This is a genomic window from Hymenobacter terrestris (assembly GCF_013377905.1).
Lineage (GTDB): Bacteria > Bacteroidota > Bacteroidia > Cytophagales > Hymenobacteraceae > Hymenobacter > Hymenobacter terrestris.
The window spans coordinates 34,244-50,849 of sequence record NZ_JABKAV010000014.1 but is presented as its reverse complement, the minus strand read 5'-3'; the positions used below and the strand labels follow the sequence as shown (position 1 = coordinate 50,849).

17 protein-coding genes are annotated in these 16,606 nt (G+C 60.1%); 8 read left to right on the top strand and 9 right to left on the bottom strand.

All coding sequences use genetic code 11. The features are described from left to right. Position 1: 1 nt before the first annotated feature. Positions 2 to 2,047, bottom strand: a complete 2,046-nt coding sequence (gene metG, locus HW556_RS07235) for a methionine--tRNA ligase (RefSeq protein WP_176899353.1) — start codon at positions 2,045 to 2,047, stop codon at positions 2 to 4. A gap of 211 nt (positions 2,048 to 2,258) precedes the next feature. Between metG and HW556_RS07230 the strand changes: the two genes are divergently transcribed. Then, a complete protein-coding gene (locus HW556_RS07230) occupies positions 2,259 to 2,936 on the top strand; it encodes a hypothetical protein (RefSeq protein ID WP_176899352.1) in 678 nt (225 codons plus the stop codon). 86 nt (positions 2,937 to 3,022) lie between these two features. Here the strand turns inward: HW556_RS07230 and HW556_RS07225 are convergent, their stop codons facing one another. The 3 genes from HW556_RS07225 to msrB form a co-directional block, all read right to left on the bottom strand. Then, the gene (locus HW556_RS07225) at positions 3,023 to 3,367 is read right to left on the bottom strand and encodes a hypothetical protein (protein ID WP_176899351.1); all 345 of its coding nucleotides are present in this window, start codon (positions 3,365 to 3,367) and stop codon (positions 3,023 to 3,025) included. An 88-nt stretch (positions 3,368 to 3,455) separates the two neighbouring features. Further along, positions 3,456 to 4,235, bottom strand: a complete 780-nt coding sequence (locus HW556_RS07220) for a DUF3050 domain-containing protein (RefSeq protein ID WP_176899350.1) — start codon at positions 4,233 to 4,235, stop codon at positions 3,456 to 3,458. 156 nt (positions 4,236 to 4,391) lie between these two features. Further along, positions 4,392 to 4,964: a peptide-methionine (R)-S-oxide reductase MsrB gene (msrB, locus tag HW556_RS07215; RefSeq protein ID WP_218136879.1), complete on the bottom strand. Its 573-nt coding sequence runs from the start codon at positions 4,962 to 4,964 to the stop codon at positions 4,392 to 4,394. Positions 4,965 to 5,205: 241 nt separating this feature from the next. Here msrB and typA point away from each other — a divergent pair, with 241 nt between their 5' ends. Then, positions 5,206 to 7,014 carry a translational GTPase TypA gene (typA, locus tag HW556_RS07210; RefSeq protein WP_176899349.1) on the top strand — a complete coding sequence of 603 codons (1,809 nt, stop codon included), beginning with the start codon at positions 5,206 to 5,208 and terminating at the stop codon, positions 7,012 to 7,014. A 122-nt stretch (positions 7,015 to 7,136) separates the two neighbouring features. Beyond that, positions 7,137 to 7,649, top strand: a complete 513-nt coding sequence (locus tag HW556_RS07205; RefSeq protein ID WP_176899348.1) for a DUF6630 family protein — start codon at positions 7,137 to 7,139, stop codon at positions 7,647 to 7,649. Between the two features lie 54 nt (positions 7,650 to 7,703). Here the strand turns inward: HW556_RS07205 and HW556_RS07200 are convergent, their stop codons facing one another. Then, a complete protein-coding gene (locus tag HW556_RS07200) occupies positions 7,704 to 8,507 on the bottom strand; it encodes a class I SAM-dependent methyltransferase (protein WP_176899347.1) in 804 nt (267 codons plus the stop codon). Positions 8,508 to 8,679: 172 nt separating this feature from the next. On the opposite strand from HW556_RS07200, the gene HW556_RS07195 reads away from it, so the two are divergent. Further along, on the top strand, positions 8,680 to 9,426 hold the full coding sequence (locus HW556_RS07195) for a YqjF family protein (RefSeq protein ID WP_176899346.1): 747 nt from the start codon (positions 8,680 to 8,682) through the stop codon (positions 9,424 to 9,426). Between the two features lie 10 nt (positions 9,427 to 9,436). On the opposite strand, the gene HW556_RS07190 is transcribed toward HW556_RS07195, so the two are convergent. Both HW556_RS07190 and HW556_RS07185 read right to left on the bottom strand, forming a co-directional pair. After that, positions 9,437 to 9,715, bottom strand: coding sequence for an acylphosphatase (locus HW556_RS07190; RefSeq protein WP_176899345.1), 279 nt, complete (start codon positions 9,713 to 9,715; stop codon positions 9,437 to 9,439). Positions 9,716 to 9,911: 196 nt separating this feature from the next. Then, the gene (locus tag HW556_RS07185; RefSeq protein WP_176899344.1) at positions 9,912 to 10,721 is read right to left on the bottom strand and encodes a TrmH family RNA methyltransferase; all 810 of its coding nucleotides are present in this window, start codon (positions 10,719 to 10,721) and stop codon (positions 9,912 to 9,914) included. Positions 10,722 to 10,942: 221 nt separating this feature from the next. On the opposite strand from HW556_RS07185, the gene HW556_RS07180 reads away from it, so the two are divergent. The 4 genes from HW556_RS07180 (at position 10,943) to HW556_RS07165 (ending at position 13,338) form a co-directional block, all read left to right on the top strand. Beyond that, entirely contained in the window at positions 10,943 to 11,818 is an 876-nt protein-coding gene (locus HW556_RS07180) for a hypothetical protein (protein WP_176899343.1), read from the top strand. A gap of 187 nt (positions 11,819 to 12,005) precedes the next feature. Beyond that, on the top strand, positions 12,006 to 12,773 hold the full coding sequence (locus tag HW556_RS07175) for an endonuclease III domain-containing protein (RefSeq protein WP_317170485.1): 768 nt from the start codon (positions 12,006 to 12,008) through the stop codon (positions 12,771 to 12,773). A 79-nt stretch (positions 12,774 to 12,852) separates the two neighbouring features. Further along, positions 12,853 to 13,053: a hypothetical protein gene (locus HW556_RS07170; RefSeq protein ID WP_176899342.1), complete on the top strand. Its 201-nt coding sequence runs from the start codon at positions 12,853 to 12,855 to the stop codon at positions 13,051 to 13,053. Positions 13,054 to 13,056: 3 nt separating this feature from the next. After that, on the top strand, positions 13,057 to 13,338 hold the full coding sequence (locus HW556_RS07165) for a DUF167 domain-containing protein (RefSeq protein WP_176899341.1): 282 nt from the start codon (positions 13,057 to 13,059) through the stop codon (positions 13,336 to 13,338). Position 13,339: 1 nt separating this feature from the next. Here the strand turns inward: HW556_RS07165 and HW556_RS07160 are convergent, their stop codons facing one another. Together HW556_RS07160 and HW556_RS07155 are read right to left on the bottom strand one after the other, a co-directional pair. After that, positions 13,340 to 14,770, bottom strand: a complete 1,431-nt coding sequence (locus tag HW556_RS07160; protein WP_176899340.1) for an ammonium transporter — start codon at positions 14,768 to 14,770, stop codon at positions 13,340 to 13,342. Between the two features lie 439 nt (positions 14,771 to 15,209). Then, on the bottom strand, positions 15,210 to 16,412 hold the full coding sequence (locus HW556_RS07155; RefSeq protein WP_176899339.1) for a threonine synthase: 1,203 nt from the start codon (positions 16,410 to 16,412) through the stop codon (positions 15,210 to 15,212). Positions 16,413 to 16,606 lie beyond the last annotated feature (194 nt).

Genomic DNA, 16,606 nt, shown 5'->3' with positions numbered 1-16,606 from the left:
TTTACGCCACCAGGCTACCCGGCCGTACGGCGCTGCTGGGCTGCATGAGGCTGAGCACGCCATCGGCGTTTTCGGCCATTAGCAGCATGCCCTGGCTCTGGATGCCCTTGATTTCGCGGGGGGCGAGGTTGAGCAGCACTTGCACCTGCTGGCCCACCAACGCTTCGGGCAGGAAGTGCTCGGCAATGCCCGATACAATGGTGCGGGGCTCGTCGAAACCTAAGTCCACGCTCAGCTTGAGCAGCTTTTTAGTTTTGGCGACCTTCTCGGCGGCTACAATGGTGCCGATGCGTAAGTCCATCGTCTGGAACTGCTCGAAGCTAATATCGTCCTTGGCGGGGGCCGAAACGGCGGCGGCCAGCTCGTTGGCTTTCTTCGTGTCGAGCAGCTTCTGGACCTGAGCTTCCACGGTGGCATCTTCGATTTTGGTGAATAACAGGGCGGCTTCGGCCAGCTGGTGGCCGGTGGCCAGCGCATTGGGGCGTCCGGCTGCTGTCCAAGAGCCTTTCTCGGTGTTCAGCATGCGGCCCAGGCGGGCGGCGGCTTCGGGCAGGAAGGGTTCGAGCAGCGTGACGAAGGCGGCCGTCAGTTGCAGCGAAACGTGCAGCACGGTGCCGGTGCGGGCTTCGTCGGTTTTGATGAGCTTCCAGGGCTCCTGGTCGGCCAGGTACTTGTTGCCAAGGCGCGAGAGGTTCATCAGCTCGTTCAGGGCGTCGCGGAAGCGGTAGTTTTCCAGCAGCTCGCCAATGCGGGCCGGGAACTCGCTCATTTGGCGCAGCACTTCCTTATCTTCGGTCGTGAAGCCGGCGCTGGCCGGTACCTGGCCACCGAAGAACTTGTGGGTGAGCACCACGGCCCGATTCACAAAGTTGCCCAGGTTGGCCACCAGCTCGTTGTTGTTACGGGCCTGAAAGTCTTTCCAGGTGAAGTCGTTGTCCTTGTTTTCGGGGGCATTGGCGCAGAGCACGTAGCGTAGCACATCGGCCTGGCCGGGGAAATCCTGCAGGTACTCGTGCAGCCACACAGCCCAGTTGCGGCTGGTGCTGATTTTGTCGCCTTCTAAGTTCAGGAACTCGTTAGCGGGCACATTATCGGGCAGGATATAGTCGCCGTGGGCCTTGAGCATCGTGGGGAAGATGATGCAGTGGAACACGATGTTGTCCTTACCGATGAAGTGCACGAGCTTCGTGCCGGCATCTTTCCAGTAGGTTTCCCAGGTATCGGGCAGCAGTTCTTTGGTAGCCGAAATGTAGCCGATGGGCGCATCGAACCACACGTAGAGCACCTTGCCCTCGCCGCCGGGCACCGGCACGGGCACGCCCCAGTCGAGGTCGCGCGTCACGGCGCGGGGCAGCAGGCCCTGGTCAATCCAGCTTTTGCACTGGCCGTACACGTTGGCTTTCCAGTCGTGCTTGTGGCCTTCCACAATCCACTCGCGCAGCCAAGGCTCGTACTGATCCAGGGGCAAGTACCAGTGCTTGGTTTCGCGCAACACCGGCTGGTTACCGCTCAGCATGGAGCGCGGGTTGATGAGCTCGGTAGGGCTCAGCGAGGTCCCGCACTTCTCGCACTGGTCGCCGTAGGCGTTGTCGTTGCCGCAGTTGGGGCAGGTGCCCACGATATAGCGGTCGGCCAGAAACTGGTCGGCCTGCTCATCATAGTACTGCTCGGAAACCTGCTCGATGAACTTGCCCTCGGCATGCAGCTTGCGGAAAAAGTTGCTGGCCGTTTCGGCGTGGACTTTCGAGGAAGTGCGCGAGTAGATATCGAACGATACGCCAAAGTCGCGAAATGAGTCGCCGATGAGTGCGTGATACTTATCCACGACCTGCTGCGGGGTTGTGCCTTCCTTCTGAGCCCGGATGGTGATGGGCACGCCGTGCTCATCGGAGCCGCAGATGAACTTCACGTCGCGGCCCTGGGCGCGCAGGTAGCGCGTGTAGATGTCGGCGGGCAGGTACACGCCGGCCAGGTGGCCGATGTGGACGGGGCCGTTGGCATAGGGCAGCGCGGCGGTTACAGTATAGCGTTGGGGCAGAGCAGACATATTCGGGAGCAGGAAATCAACTAAAAAAGCGGCCGGCCGGCCGCGGGAGTGCAAAGGAACGAGTAAAACCAGGAACCATGGCGGCCAGCGCCCCAGCACGAGGCATGCGTCGGCGGGCATTGGCAATAAGAAATGCGGTTAGGCAAACCGGCGGGGCAACGGGCCGTATCTATACTTATTCCTTTCTTTTTCAACATTTTCCGATCCAGTCATGAGCAAGTCCTCCAAAGAAAAGTCAGCTAAAAAAGAGAAGCCGAAAAAAGAGAAGTCGGCCAAAAAAGGCAAAACACCCAAAGCTGTTAAGGCGCCTAAAGCGTCGGATGACTCCGCTGAAAAGGCGCAAGCCAAAGCCGCTAAAGCACCGGCGAAAGAAAATAAGTCGGCTTCGAAAAGCTTAAGCGCTCAGCAGGCGAGCAAAAAAGGCAGCCAGAAAAAGGCGCTCAAGGAAGCCGCTAAGCAGCTGCAGAAAGAGTTGGACGGCCGCATCAACGAAGTAGTAAAGCGTATTCGGAAGGATACTAAAGCCAAGCTGCAGGAGGTGGTGAAAGATGCCACTCGTCGCCTTGACACCGATGTGGAACACCTTTTCGAGCAGGCGCTGCACACAATAGTACGCGGCCAGGAAACGGGAACATCCGCCGCTTCCAACAGCATCTCGGCCCTTACCGACTCAGCCGCAGCGCCTGCTACTGAAACGCCTGCCAAGGCAGCCCCAACCACCACGCGCCGCCGCACTACCAGCACAGCTGCCAACAAACCGGAGGCCAAATCGGCTACTAAACCAGCGGCTTCTAAGGCCTCGGGCACTACAGCAAGCCGCTCGCGTGCCGCCCGCAAGCCAGCAGCGGCAAGTCCTGCTACTGACTCAACAACTGAAACGGGTTCGTAAGCGTCACCAGTTGATTGCAGAATGCCCAACGGCTCGCTACTGCATTGTAGCGAGCCGTTGGGCATTCTGCAATCAACTGGTGACGCTTACGGAAGGCGCAGTGTGTCGGCCGGGGCTCCTTTCACCCGACGCAGGCGCGTTTCGGGCGTAGCCGTGTTGTTGATATCGGTGTTGAGAGTCTCAGGATTTTTCTGCGAGTTGATGCCGCTGGCCTGCTCGCCTAGCCTAACCCGGCCGGGCGTGGCATCGGGTGTGGCCCCACTGTAGCCGGCGTTGCTGTTGTAGGCGGCCTGCCGGTCAGCATCGGTCACGATTCGGCTCGGCACGCGCCGCACACTGGCTTCCTCGCTCACTGTTTCCTGCGAAGTGGTACACCCGGCGAGTAGCAGGGCAGCTGGCAGTAGAAGGCGAAACACAACGGCAGTATGCATGAGTGCAGGAAAAAGGAGCCGGCCCGGAATGGGGCGGCTCCTTTTCTAACGACTGTACGGAGGTGAAGTTGGTTTGACGAGAACCTTTTTACAGTGCGGCCCGGATTCCGTCCCACAGGGCCACCCGGGCACTCATGCAGCTCACGGCCGTTGCCTCGGCCTCGGCCCACCGTTGGGGCGAATCGTTGCATAAGTCGCGCACCATCTGCTGGGCAAGGGGTGTATGCACTTCCTCATCAAGCTGAATATGGCGGTCGAGGTAGTAGGTGAACGTGTCGAGCTGGCCGGGGAAACGCTGGCGCAAATCGTGTACGAGGTGGCGAAACATATCAGGTATCACATCTTCGCGCCCAAACGTAAAGGCGGCGGCCACCGCGTGCGGCTGTCCCGCCTCAATCAGGCGGAAAGTACCGAGTACGAACTCACGCACTGAAGCCGGCGCCTCAGCCGCGGCCAGTGCCTCGGCCACCGGCGCGCCGCCAGCCAGGGCAGCCAGCAGCCGCTCTACTGGCTTGGTATCGGCACCGCACTCGCGCATGGCCCGCAGATACAATTCAAAGTGGCTGGTAGGACGGCCTTCGGGGTCGAGGTCGGTTTCCTCTTCCAGCACGATGTCGTTGATGAGGCGGCGCGTAGCGGGGTTGCCACGCGGCACCCAGGGCAGCTCCACACAGGTCAGCTCCCGCTGCAGCGCCTTCAACAGCGACATAAAGTCCCAGACGGCAAAAACGTGGTGCTCCATAAACGTACGCAGATCGGCCAGCGAATGCAGCGACTGATACACACCATGGGCTACCAGCTGTGCCCGGGCCGGGGCCAGCGCAGCTTGCAGGTCAGAAATTGGATCGGTTTGAACTTGGACAGACATGTAACTGATGATTTGGAAATGGGCAAAAAGCGGCTTTCACTCCGAACAAGGCGGAAAACCAAGCTGGAATGGGTGTGTAAACCCATGTGATAATATCAACCCAGCCTGCTTGATTTGGTTGGACTGATAGCTTTATATCTCAGCGAAGCCCGGAACCTACTCGGCTTTCTTGAACGTCATGCCGTACGAATCCATGCAGTAGCGCAGTCCGGTAGGCTTGGGGCCGTCGTTGAAGACGTGGCCCAGGTGGCCGCCACACTTGGCGCACATCAGCCCGTCGCGGCTCATTCCGTAGCTGTTATCAACAACTATTTTCAGGCTGCTGTTGGCCGCGGGAGCCCAGAAACTAGGCCAGCCGGTACCCGACTCAAACTTGGTTTCCGACGAGAACAGCAGGTTACCGTCGGCGGCACAATAGTAGTTGCCCTTTTCATGGTTGTCCCAGAACGGATTGGCAAAAGGCTTCTCGGTGCCATGCTCGCGCAGGATAAAATATTGCTCAGCCGTGAGCTGCTTTTTCCACTCGGCATCCGTTTTCTGAACCGGGAATTCGCCGGGCTTGCCTGTGGCGGGCTGAGGCTTTGGGTACTCCTTACCCGCGGGTGCTGCGGCCGTGGTTGGACGGGCCGAATCGGCGGCATCCATCTTACTGTCGCGGGAGGTGGCCTGCGAGCAGGCAGTGTTGAAAGTGGCGGCCGAAAGCAGCAGCACTAGCAAAGAGAAACGCATGGGGAAGATTTTTTTTCTGTGGAGGTAAATCGGCGATGATAGCCGACACTTGCACAACATACGCAGGCCGCGTACGGTTCGGTTCGGGCCTGAAGCTGCCTGAAGGCCTATTCATGCGACTAGCAGCGGCTCAATGGGTTGACCGCCAGCGCCGGCTTATTTTTCTCGCTTCCGCTCGATTAGCGGGCCGGCTGAATTTACGCTCATTGTTTCGTACATTTGCACCCGCAAAAACCCCTGTATGCAGAACATTCGGAATATCGCCATCATCGCCCACGTTGACCACGGCAAGACGACGCTCGTGGACAAGATTATCCACGCCTCAAAGTTGTTCGACGAACACCAGCAGTTCGACGACCTCATTCTCGATAACAACGACCTGGAGCGTGAGCGGGGCATTACTATCGTCTCGAAAAACGTATCGGTTCGGTACAAAGACGTTAAGATCAACATCATCGACACCCCTGGTCACGCCGACTTCGGCGGCGAGGTGGAGCGCGTACTGAAGATGGCCGACGGCGTACTGCTACTCGTCGATGCTTTCGAAGGTGCCATGCCCCAGACCCGCTTCGTGCTGGGCAAAGCCATCGACCTGGGCCTGAAGCCCATCGTGGTTGTCAATAAAGTAGACAAGGAAAACTGCCGGCCCGATGAGGTGCACGAGCAGGTTTTCGACCTCATGTTCAACCTCGGCGCAAGCGAAGACCAGCTGGACTTCGTGACGCTGTACGGCTCTTCGAAGCAGGGCTGGATGAGCACCGACTGGAAAGAAAAAACCGACAGCATCATCCCGCTGCTCGACGCCGTTGTGGCTTCCATTCCGCCCGCTCCTACCCTGGAGGGCACGCCCCAGATGCAGATTACCTCGCTCGACTACTCGTCGTTCGTGGGCCGCATCGGCATCGGCCGCGTACACCGCGGTACGCTGAAGGAAGGCGCCAACATGAGCCTCGTGAAGCGTGACGGCACGATCAAGAAAGTTAAAATCAAAGAGCTGCAGGTGTTCGAAGGCTTGGGCCGCACCAAGGTTTCGGAAGTTAGCTCGGGCGAAATCTGCGCCGTAACGGGCATCGAAGGCTTCGACATCGGCGATACGCTGGCCGACGCCGAAAACCCCGAGGGCCTGTCGGTTATCAGCATCGACGAGCCAACGATGAACATGCTGTTCACCATCAACAACTCGCCCTTCTTTGGTAAGGAAGGCAAGTTTGTGACCTCGCGCCACCTGCGCGACCGTCTGTTCAAAGAAACCGAGAAAAACCTGGCCCTGCGCGTGAAGGAAACCGACCGTGAGGACAGCTTCCTGGTGTACGGCCGCGGTATTCTTCACTTGTCAGTACTCATCGAAACGATGCGTCGCGAAGGTTTCGAGCTGCAGGTAGGTCAGCCTCAGGTATTGTTCCAGGAAGACGAGAAAGGCAACCGTTTGGAGCCAATTGAGCACTTGGTAGTTGACGTACCCGAGACGACGGCCGGCAAGGTAATCGAACTGGTAACGATGCGTAAGGGTGAGCTGACCATCATGGAGCCTAAGGGCGACCTGCAGCACCTGGAGTTCAACATCCCGGCCCGTGGCCTGATCGGTCTGCGTAACAACGTATTGACGGCTACCGCTGGTGAGGCCATCATGAACCACCGCTTCTCGGCCTACGAGCCGCATAAGGGCGTGATTCCGGGCCGTATCGCTGGTTCGCTGATTTCGATGGACACTGGTATGGGCACGGCCTACACCATCGATAAGATGCAGGACCGTGGTGAGTTCTTCGTTGATCCGGGAGAAGAAGTGTACGCCGGCCAGGTTATCGGCGAGCACACCCGCCCGAACGATTTGACCATCAACATTCAGAAGGGCAAAAAGCTCACGAACATGCGTGCGTCGGGTACCGATGACAACGCCAAGATTGTTCCGAAGCGTCAGTTCTCGCTGGAAGAAGCTATGGAATACATCCAGAAGGATGAGTACTTGGAGGTAACGCCCAAGTCGATCCGGATGCGTAAAATCCTGCTCGACGAGAACGAGCGCCTCCGCTTCGCCAAGAAAGTCGACTAATTGCTAGTCAGCTACTTAAAAAAGGGGGTGCAGCCGATGGCTGCACCCCCTTTTTGTGTCTGCCTGAACTTACATACTTTTAAGCATAACAGCTGGCTTTTCAACTACCTCTACCCACCAACATGCATCCTGAACTCCTGCCTTTTATAAACATATTTACCCTGGGCGACAAAGCGGCAACCCAACGGCTGGCAGCCCGGCTGGACTTGGTGCTGACCGATGCAGCGGGCTATGCGGGGCAGTTTGCGGAGGAACTGGCCGAACGCGGTATTGAGAGCGAAATAGCATCTCAAGAGCTGCGCGACATTGCCCTGATTGATGCGCTGCTGGCCGAGGATTTGGCGGTCGAGTGCGATTGGAAAGAAACTGCCGGTGAAATAATCGATAACCTAAACCATGTGCTGAGCCAGCAAGAGCGTGCACTAGTGCTGGAAGCGCAGCATGTAGGGGCCGAAGAAGAACTTGGTCCGGAGCAGTTGGACCTTGTGCAGGATACACTGGAGCCACTCGAATTAGCCTTGGTGATGTTCGACCTCGATGGCGACTCGTATCCGCTGAGCGTAGTAGCGCAGGAGCAGGCCGAAGACTTGGCGGCAAAGGCGCAGCTGCTGGGTTTCAAGCTGCACCAGTGGTAAACCCGCCGCCACGATAAGCCAGCGTTGTGCTTACCGGCTGCCCCATGCGCTAGGTTACCGCTTGCGCAGCAGCCACACGTCCTGGCTGGCGGCGTCGCCCTGCCGCTCGCCCGGAATATGCTCCAGGATTTCGCACTGCTGCCCGAATAGTGCCTGCAAATACGCCGGAGGCTGGAAAGCGGCAAACACCCGATGCCCTTCGTCCACGTTGCTGCGAATCACGAGTTGGTCTGCATCGAAGATAGCGCGCTCGGGCTCGGTGAGGATGGCACGGAAGGCCGCGCCGTGGGTGGTGAACAGCAGCACCCCGCCGGAGCGGGTTACGCGCAGCAGCTCGTCGTACCAACGCTGGTGGCCGGCAGCAGAAAGGTGGGTGAAGATGGAAATGCCGTACACCGCATCAAACGTGGCCGCCGCAGCTTGCAAGGGCGGGTTGAGGCCGTTGAGCAGAAACTCGATGCCGGGCAGCTGCTGGCGGCACCACTCGATGGAGCGGGCATTGTAGTCGGTGCCGGTATAGCGGCAGCCCTGGCCTACTACCGCGGGCAAATGGCGGATAACCCGGGCCGGGCCGCAGCCCCAGTCGAGGATGTGCTGATTCTGCAGGTCGAGGTACCGGGCCAGATGGTCGCGCACCCACTCGGCGGTTTCCCGGCCACCCGCATAGTATTTGCGGTAGTTGAGCTGAAACGACTCGTACATCAGGTAATCCGGCGGCAGGGCCACGGCCGGGTGGGCGGCGCGGAACGCCTGGTTGGGCCGGCGGTTGCGGTAGCGCAGCAGCCCGTAGCGGAGCCGGTCGGCGGCGTGCATCAGGCCCGCGCGGCGGAGCAGAGTAGTGAGTAACGCTTTGTTCATTGCCGCAATATCCCACTTTAGCGGCAACGGGGCCAACTATCTTCTCCAGCTGCGGTAAGATCCAATCTACGCCATATGCCAGTTGTTGTTCGACGGGCGGGCAAACCGGGCAGTTTACTTGTTGTAGTACCCCGGTCCCGCAACGGCCAACGGGCCTGTACCCCTGTTATCCATGGCATTTACTTCCGTATCTCCTCGCAACCGCCGCCTGCCGCTGATGCGGCAGCGCTGGAGCAACCTGCTGTTTGCGCATTGGCCGGTGGCGCCCGAAATTCTGCGGCCTTACCTGCCGGACCGGCTGGAGCTGGATTTATTCGAGGGTCAAGCCTGGCTGGGCGTGGTGCCCTTCACGATGAGCCACATCCGCCCGTTGGGGTTACCGGCGGTGCCGGGCCTGAGTGCGTTGCACGAGTTGAACGTGCGCACCTATGCCCGCCTCGACGGGGTCCCGGGCGTGTGGTTCATTTCGCTCGATGCCACCCAGCCGCTGGGGGTATGGGCGGCCCGCACACTGTTCCACCTGCCCTACCTGCACGCCCGCATGACCCTCAGTAAAACCAACGGCCAGCTACGGGCCGTCGCCGAGCGCACGCACCGGGGAGCCGCCGCCGCCACTTTCGCCGCCACCTGGACACCGGGAGCGGCCCTGCCCGTAGCCCGGCCGGGTACGTTGGCCCATTTTCTTACGGAACGCTACCAGTTGTACACGGCCGGCCCTGATGTGCGAGCCGGCCACCACGGGCCGCATCTGTGGCGCGGGCAGCTCTGGCACGAACCCTGGCAGCTACACGAGGCCACGTTGCAGGAGTGGAACTCGACGCTGCTCGAAAGCCACGGCTTCCCTACACCGGTGGGCCCGCCCCTGCTCTACGCCGCCGAGCCGCTCGATGTGACCGTACAGAGCCTGCAGCGCGTGTAACCCGGGCTGGCTAATGGCGCACCTGAAACTGCGCGTAGCCCTGGACCTCACCGGCTGTTACCTCCACCTTGTCCACGCGGGCGGCAGGCGCACCACCCTGTCGGCACCAGCATTCCAGCGCGTCCAGCGCCTCAGCCGGACCTTCGGCCTCAATGCTGACGGTGCCGTCGGGGTTGTTGCGGGCGTAGCCGGTGAGGCCCAGGCGGCGGGCCTGCTGCTGGGTGCTTTGGCGGAAGAATACACCCTGCACGTGGCCATGCACGAGGAAATTGCGGTGTTCGACGGTCATATTTTCTTGAGTGAAAAGATAGGAAGCCGAAAACACGCCAGCGGCCTAGCTGACGGCACCAAACGCCGTGTTGGGCCACAAGGCTCTCATTGGGCGTGAAATATCGGAGAGGTACTACTGGTGCCTAAGTCGCTTACAACATTATGGTCGCCCACGGCCGGATGATTTGGCGGGCGGCACATCCAGCCGTGGGCGACTACATCCGCTGGCGCACGGCTTCAAACGTGAGAATGGCCGTGGCGGTGCTCACGTTGAGCGAATCGATGTAGCCCTGCATCGGGATGATGATGGTTTGGTCGCAGGCCTGCATGAGCTCGGGGGTGAGTCCATCGGCTTCGGTGCCCATCACCAGGGCCGTGGGGCCCCGGAAGTCGCAGGTGGTGTAAGGCACGGCCCGCTCGGTGAGGGCAGCGGCGTAGGTATGGATACCGTGGGCGGCGCACCAGGCCAGCAGCTCGGGGCGCGAAGTGGCCACGGTGGGAACCGTGAACGAGCAGCCGATGCTGCTGCGGATGGCGTTGGGGTTGAACAGGTCGGTGCGCGGGTCGCAGACGATGACGGCCGTGGCCCGGGCGGCGTCGGCGGTGCGCAGGATGGCCCCCAGGTTGCCGGGTTTTTCTACGGCTTCGAGTACCAGCAGCAGTGGGTTTTGGGGCAGCACGAGGCTTTCGAGGGTGTGGTGGGGCGGGCGGGCCAGGGCCAGCACTCCGTCGGAGCCTTCGCGGTAGGCCACTTTCCCAAACACAGCCTTCGACACGGACACCCACTCGGTATCGGAGCCGGCAAACAGGGCCTGTAGTTCGGCTTCGTGAGCCGGGCCGGCCAGTTCGGCGCACACAAACACGGTGGGCACCTGCACGCCATTGGCCCGGGCAATGGTCAGCTCGCGCAGCCCCTCGATGATGGTGAGGCCCTGACTGCGGCGCTCAGCTGATTTTTGCTGGAGTCGCAGCAGGTTTTTGATGCGCGGGTTTTGGGGCGAAGTAATGGCGTCGGAAGCAAACATAAGCAGGCAAAGCAGCCGGCAGAACGCGCCGGGCGGGGCCAAAGATAGGCACACCGCCCGTCGGGGCCGCCCAAGCCACGCAACGGGCTCCGCACAGCGGGCAACCCGGCATGAATATAGCAGGTAGCTGCCTGCAGGGCCGATGCTTGACAGGTGGCTCTGTTGGGAGGATAGTACGAGGCACTATCCGTATTTTCGGGCTTTCTACGTTATTTGCTCTTATGCTGCTTCGATTTCTCCCTTTGTTGGCGCTAAGCGCCTTTGTACAACCTGCGCTGGCCCAGCAAACGCCCCGCGAGTTGAACACAACACCCGCTCCTACCCCACCCGATACCACCCGCCCCGCAGCCCCGCCAGTACTGGCCCCGGCCCCCATTGCGCCGGCCCCCGACCCACGCCAGGCTCCGCTGCCGCCCGCCAACACCACCAGCTATAGCGTAGGGCTGAAATCGGGACAGGTGCTGCGCGGCTACGACGTGGAAGTTCGCAGTCCGGTGTTCGGGCGCACTTTTCTGCTGGTTGATGGTCAGCAGAAGCTCGACCTGAACGATGTGCGCTACTACGAAGACCAGAGCGGGTTTTACGTGCGCACCACCCTGCCCGGCCGTAGCAAGCGCGAAAGCACTCTGCGCCGCGACCGGGTGGGCCGCATCAGCCTGTATTCCATCACGCAACAGCAGTACAGCAACAACGGCATCGGCCCCGGCGGCTACAGCCCTTACGGGTACAACCCTTACGGCGGCTTAGGTGGTTTTGGCGGTTACCGCACGGTGCGCAACGAGTATTTCAGCAAAGACAACGGCCCGATTGAGGACCTGAGCATCCGCAACCTGCAGCTGGCTACCACCGACAACGCCGGTGCCCAGCAACTGCTGGCCAGTGCCCGCCGCTACCAAACTTTCACAACGCTTAGCTACGTGGGCGCGGGCGGCCTGCTACTGGCGGGCGTACTCTCGAGCTTGGGCGGCAGCAACGGCTTCTCGGTGTCGCCGCTGATGTATGCGGCCATTCCGCTGGCCATTGTGCCGCTGGCTATCGGGGGCAAGTCGCAGAACAACGTTAAGCAGGCCGTGCTTTTGTACAATACCGGCCGGTAGAGACTTGGGAATGAACGTCATGCTGAGCGAAGCGGAGCGTAGTCGAAGCATCTCTCCCGCAGCGGTAAACCCTGCATTAGGATTAGGATTGCAGTAGAGATACTTCGACTACGCTCCGCTTCGCTCAGCATAGCAACTACCAACTCATCACTAGTAACTACCAACACAAGCCTACGTAGGAGAGCGGGTGAAAATATCCCCTGCTTCTGCTACTGATTCTGCGCGGGCCGAACGCCAGGAACTGGCCTTATGGGCCCACGCGAAACTTTGCACCGAATACAGCTGTCCGGTAGCATTTTTTGCCACCAAAGACCCACTCAGCGAGCTTATCAGTTCGCTGCTCTCCCACCGCACCCGCAACCAGGATTCGCACCGGGCCTACCAGCAGTTACGGGCCCGCTTTCCGAGCTGGGATGAGGTGCGCGATGCACCCACGGCCGAAGTCGAAGCCGCCATTAGCCCCTGCACCTGGCCCGAGCAGAAGGCCCCGCGGCTCCAGCAGATTCTGCGCGAAGTGGGCCAGCGTTGCGCCGGCGGCCCTTGCGACCTGGCGTTTCTGGCCGATTTGCCTATTCCGGAAGCGCGGGCCTGGCTGGAGAAGCTGCCCGGCGTGGGCCCCAAAACCAGCGCCGCCGTGTTGCTGTTCAGCACCTTGCGCCGCCCCGCCATGCCCGTTGATAGCCACCACCACCGCGTGGCCCAGCGCCTGGGCCTTATCGGTCCTAAAGTGGGCGAGGCAGCGGCCCACAAGCAACTGGCGGCCCTGCTGCCCTCCGACTGGGACGCCCAGCAGGTGTACGACCACCACGAGGTGTTCATGTTTCATGGCCAGAAATGCTGCTACTTTCACACGCCCGCCTGCGGTCGTTGCACACTACTGGAGCGCTGCCCCTTCGGTCAGGCGCGGGTTCCAGGGGGAAAGCGTGAAGGGGATATTGAGCAGCCAGCCACCTAGCAAAAGCAGGCCGCTTTGATGCATATTGCTTCCTCGTTCTCCCTTCTCCCTATCACCATTCACTCCCTCACTCCTCTCTATGAACCAGACATATGGCTTACCCGCATTGGCTTCCATCTTTGTACCCGGCCTGGGCCAACTCATCAAGGGACAGTTTCTAAAGGCCTTTCTGATTTGGGCTGTTGGCGGCACCATTGGCTTTCTGCTGTCCTGGACGCTCATCGTGCCCTTCCTCATCTGGGCCTGGAACGTGTACGACGCTTACAACTCGCCTGCCTGAGTCTTGCCCATTCTGTATCTGAAAGCCAAGCCTAACGCCCGCCATAACCAGTTGGCAGTTGCTCTCGACGGCACCGTTACGGTACGGCTGCACGCCCCGGCCCAGGATGGCAAAGCCAATGCTTGCCTGCTGGCTTATCTGGCGGAAGTGTTCGGCGTAAGCAAATCCAGCCTTACGCTGCTCAGCGGCCACACTGCGCCCTTCAAGAAGGTGGAAATCGGGGGCCTTTCGGAGGCAATTTTTCAGGCTGTATTAGCGAAGTGCAGCAGTCGGCAATTGCCGTAGCTCAAGCTGGGCTTCGATAATTGCTGACTGCTGCACTGTTTGCTTGCTGGCCTTCTATAATCGGCGGCACAGCACGGCGATAGGTGCGCTCAAACTCCTCGTCGGTGTGGTAGGTTGATTCTTCATGCTGGCTTAGGTCGAGGCCCAGTTCTTCCTCGGGCAGTTGCACGCGCAGGCCCACGAGCCGGTCGGTGAGCTTGAGTAGGAGCCAGGAGCCGCCGAAGGAGTAGCCTACCACGATGCCCAGCCCCAGCACGTGGTAGCCGAACGTAGTGACCGAACCGTAAATGAGGCCCACTTTGTCGGCGAAGATGCCCGTGAGCAACATGCCCACGATGCCGCCCAGGCCGTGGCAGGGAAATACGTCGAGCGTATCGTCGATGGTAGTGCGGGCATTTTTCCAGTGCACGGCGGCGTGGCTGATGAGGGCAGCCAGGACCCCGAACAGGATGCTCTGGCCGTAATCGACGTAGCCGGCGGCGGGCGTGATGGCCACCAGGCCCACCACGGCCCCGGTGCAGGCCCCCACAGCGGTAGGCTTGCCCCCACGCACCACTTCCACCAGCACCCAGGCCAGCAGGGCAGCGGCCGAGGCCAAGTTGGTGTTCACAAACGAAAGGGCCGCCAGCTCGTTGGCTCCCAGCGCCGAGCCGGCATTGAACCCGAACCAGCCAAACCACAGCAAACCCGTGCCCAGCAGCACGTAGGGCACGTTGGGCGTCGAAAAGGAGGAGGTTCGGAGGCTGGCCGAGCGTTGCCCAAGTACCAGCGCCCCGGCCAGCGCCGCCACACCGGCCGAAATATGCACCACCGTACCACCCGCGAAATCCAGTACACCCCACTGCCGCAAAAAGCCCTCCGGGTGCCAGGTCCAGTGTGCCAGCGGGCAATATATTAGCAAGCTGAACAGCACCATAAAGGCTAAGTAGCCCTTAAAGCGCACCCGCTCGGCAAACGAGCCGGTTATGAGGGCCGGCGTAATGATGGCGAACTTAAGCTGAAAGGCGAAGAAGAGCACGAATGGAATGCCAGCCGCAAAGACCGGGTTGGGGGCCGTGCCCACGTCGCGCAGCAGGGCAAACGTGAGCGGGTTACCAATCAGCCCGTGCCAGGAGTTGCCATAACACAGAGAGAAGCCCACGAAATAGAACAGCACCGACACCACGCCCAGCGCCACAAAACTCTGGAGCATGGTACTGATGACGTTTTTGGGGCGCACCATGCCGCCGTAAAAGAACGACAGTCCCGGCGTCATCAGCAGCACCAGGGCCGAGGCCGTGAGCATCCAGGCAACATCGGCCCCGTTGAGCGAGCCGGGGGCCGCGGCCGGGTGCGGCACCCGCACGAAAGCAGCAATGAAGGCCAGTGCCACCAGCACCAGCAACAATAGCAAGGTGCGGCTCGACCGGAAGGAAGCAGCATGAGTGTTCATAACAAGTATTTCAGTGAAGCCCCCTCTTTTACAAGGTATATTTACTAAAATATTCTTATTTTATCAGAATACCCCCTTTCAAAAAATGCACATTCAGCACTAAAACTATATCAACCCGTACTTATACACTTCATTTCAAAGGGCATGCTATATCCGCTACTGATGAAGTAGACCAAAAAGGGCAGAATTATCCTGGACAACAGTCCGGCAACAGCGAGACTTTGCCGGTCAGTGACCAGCACAGCTAACCGGTGGAAGTATGGACAAAAGGACTTTGGCAGTGCGGACGAGAGAACTATTGCTGCACAACGCAGGGAAAACGCGTAGTCAGAGTATGCAAATGCCTTAATTAGTGGTAGCAAGTAGCCCGGTGCATAAGAAAGCCTGCCTGTCTCGTAACGAGACAGGCAGGCTTTCTTATGCACCGGGCTACTCCATCCTACTTTTCCCAGCGACCCTCCACGTTGTCCATATACTTCTGAGCCGAGCCGGTATTGAGCAGCAGGATTTGCTCGCCGGGGGCAATCCAGCCGGAGGCCAGCAGCTTGCGGGCAGCCATCCAAACAGCCCCTCCTTCGGGAGCCACGAACATACCTTCGTGGCGGGCCAACTCGCGCATTCCTTCCATCATTTCCTCGTCGGTGATGCTCAGGGCCGTGCCATTGGATTCGGCCAGCACGCGCAGCATCATCTGCTCACCCATCGGGTGAGGCACTGCCAGGCCATTGGCAATGGAAGGGCGGCCAACGTAGGCGTGGCAATTGGCCTGTTTGCCCGTATAGGTGGCTACCAATGGCTGGCAGGCATCGGCCTGCACGGCTACCATGCGGGGCAGTTTGGCATCGGGCGCCAGCCAGCCCAGCTGCTGCATTTCCCGGAAGGCCTTCCAGATACCGATGAGGCCGGTACCGCCGCCCGCCGGGTAAAGCAGCACGTCGGGCAGCTGCCAGTTAAGCTGCTCGGCCAACTCGTAGCCCATCGTTTTCTTGCCTTCAAGACGATACGGCTCTTTCAGGGTCGACACGTCAAGCAGCTGTTTGTCCGCGTTGTGCTGGCGCACCCAGGCGGCACAGTCGTTGATGAGGCCGTCGATGAGCTGCACTTCGGCTCCGTACCAATAGCACTCCTCCTTAAATGCCTTGGGCGTGTGGCGCGGCATAGCTACCACGGCCCGCAGGCCAGCCCGGGCGCAGTACGCGGCCAAAGCCACACCCGCGTTGCCGGCCGTTGGAATAATACAGCCAGTAGCACCCAATTCCTTGGCTTTGGAAACCGCCATGCTCAGGCCCCGGGCCTTAAACGAGCCGGTGGGGTTCTGGCCTTCGTCTTTAAGCAGCAGACTGGCCAGCTCGTAACGGCCGCCGAGGGTGGGCAGGTGCAGCAGCGGCGTCAGGCCTTCGCCCAGGCTCACCTTGTTCTTGTCGTCGAGCAGCGGCAGCAGCGCCCGGTAGCGCCACATAGACGGATCGGCCTGGTTGATGCCAGCGGCCGGGCTAAGCTGCGGCGACAGGTGGTAGGTAGCTACCAGCGGCATCTGGTGGCACTCCGACACGAGCTGTAGCTGGTGGGCGGAATGCGGCTGGCCGCAGACGGAGCATTCAAGCTCGTGCAGACAGCTAAGGGATTCGGTAGTAGAGTTCATAAGCAGAGAGTAGAACGCAAAATTCCCTGCACTATATGCCGAAAACAAATGGCTACTTGGAATAGGCTATGCCATTTGGGAATAATGATTAGAACCGTGTCAGGCTGAGCGCAGCTAAAGGCGAAGCCGAAGCATCTCTACCGCAGTGCTATTCCTGTTATCAAGGTTACTATTGTAGTATAGATATTTCGCCT

What these genes read in the sequence shown, in the direction of transcription:
- metG (WP_176899353.1), bottom strand. Translation starts at nt 2,047, where the DNA reads ATGTCTGCTCTGCCCCAACGCTATACTGTAACCGCCGCGCTGCCCTAT.
- HW556_RS07230 (WP_176899352.1), top strand. Translation starts at nt 2,259, where the DNA reads ATGAGCAAGTCCTCCAAAGAAAAGTCAGCTAAAAAAGAGAAGCCGAAA.
- HW556_RS07225 (WP_176899351.1), bottom strand. Translation starts at nt 3,367, where the DNA reads ATGCATACTGCCGTTGTGTTTCGCCTTCTACTGCCAGCTGCCCTGCTA.
- HW556_RS07220 (WP_176899350.1), bottom strand. Translation starts at nt 4,235, where the DNA reads ATGTCTGTCCAAGTTCAAACCGATCCAATTTCTGACCTGCAAGCTGCG.
- msrB (WP_218136879.1), bottom strand. Translation starts at nt 4,964, where the DNA reads ATGCGTTTCTCTTTGCTAGTGCTGCTGCTTTCGGCCGCCACTTTCAAC.
- typA (WP_176899349.1), top strand. Translation starts at nt 5,206, where the DNA reads ATGCAGAACATTCGGAATATCGCCATCATCGCCCACGTTGACCACGGC.
- HW556_RS07205 (WP_176899348.1), top strand. Translation starts at nt 7,137, where the DNA reads ATGCATCCTGAACTCCTGCCTTTTATAAACATATTTACCCTGGGCGAC.
- HW556_RS07200 (WP_176899347.1), bottom strand. Translation starts at nt 8,507, where the DNA reads ATGAACAAAGCGTTACTCACTACTCTGCTCCGCCGCGCGGGCCTGATG.
- HW556_RS07195 (WP_176899346.1), top strand. Translation starts at nt 8,680, where the DNA reads ATGGCATTTACTTCCGTATCTCCTCGCAACCGCCGCCTGCCGCTGATG.
- HW556_RS07190 (WP_176899345.1), bottom strand. Translation starts at nt 9,715, where the DNA reads ATGACCGTCGAACACCGCAATTTCCTCGTGCATGGCCACGTGCAGGGT.
- HW556_RS07185 (WP_176899344.1), bottom strand. Translation starts at nt 10,721, where the DNA reads ATGTTTGCTTCCGACGCCATTACTTCGCCCCAAAACCCGCGCATCAAA.
- HW556_RS07180 (WP_176899343.1), top strand. Translation starts at nt 10,943, where the DNA reads ATGCTGCTTCGATTTCTCCCTTTGTTGGCGCTAAGCGCCTTTGTACAA.
- HW556_RS07170 (WP_176899342.1), top strand. Translation starts at nt 12,853, where the DNA reads ATGAACCAGACATATGGCTTACCCGCATTGGCTTCCATCTTTGTACCC.
- HW556_RS07160 (WP_176899340.1), bottom strand. Translation starts at nt 14,770, where the DNA reads ATGAACACTCATGCTGCTTCCTTCCGGTCGAGCCGCACCTTGCTATTG.
- HW556_RS07155 (WP_176899339.1), bottom strand. Translation starts at nt 16,412, where the DNA reads ATGAACTCTACTACCGAATCCCTTAGCTGTCTGCACGAGCTTGAATGC.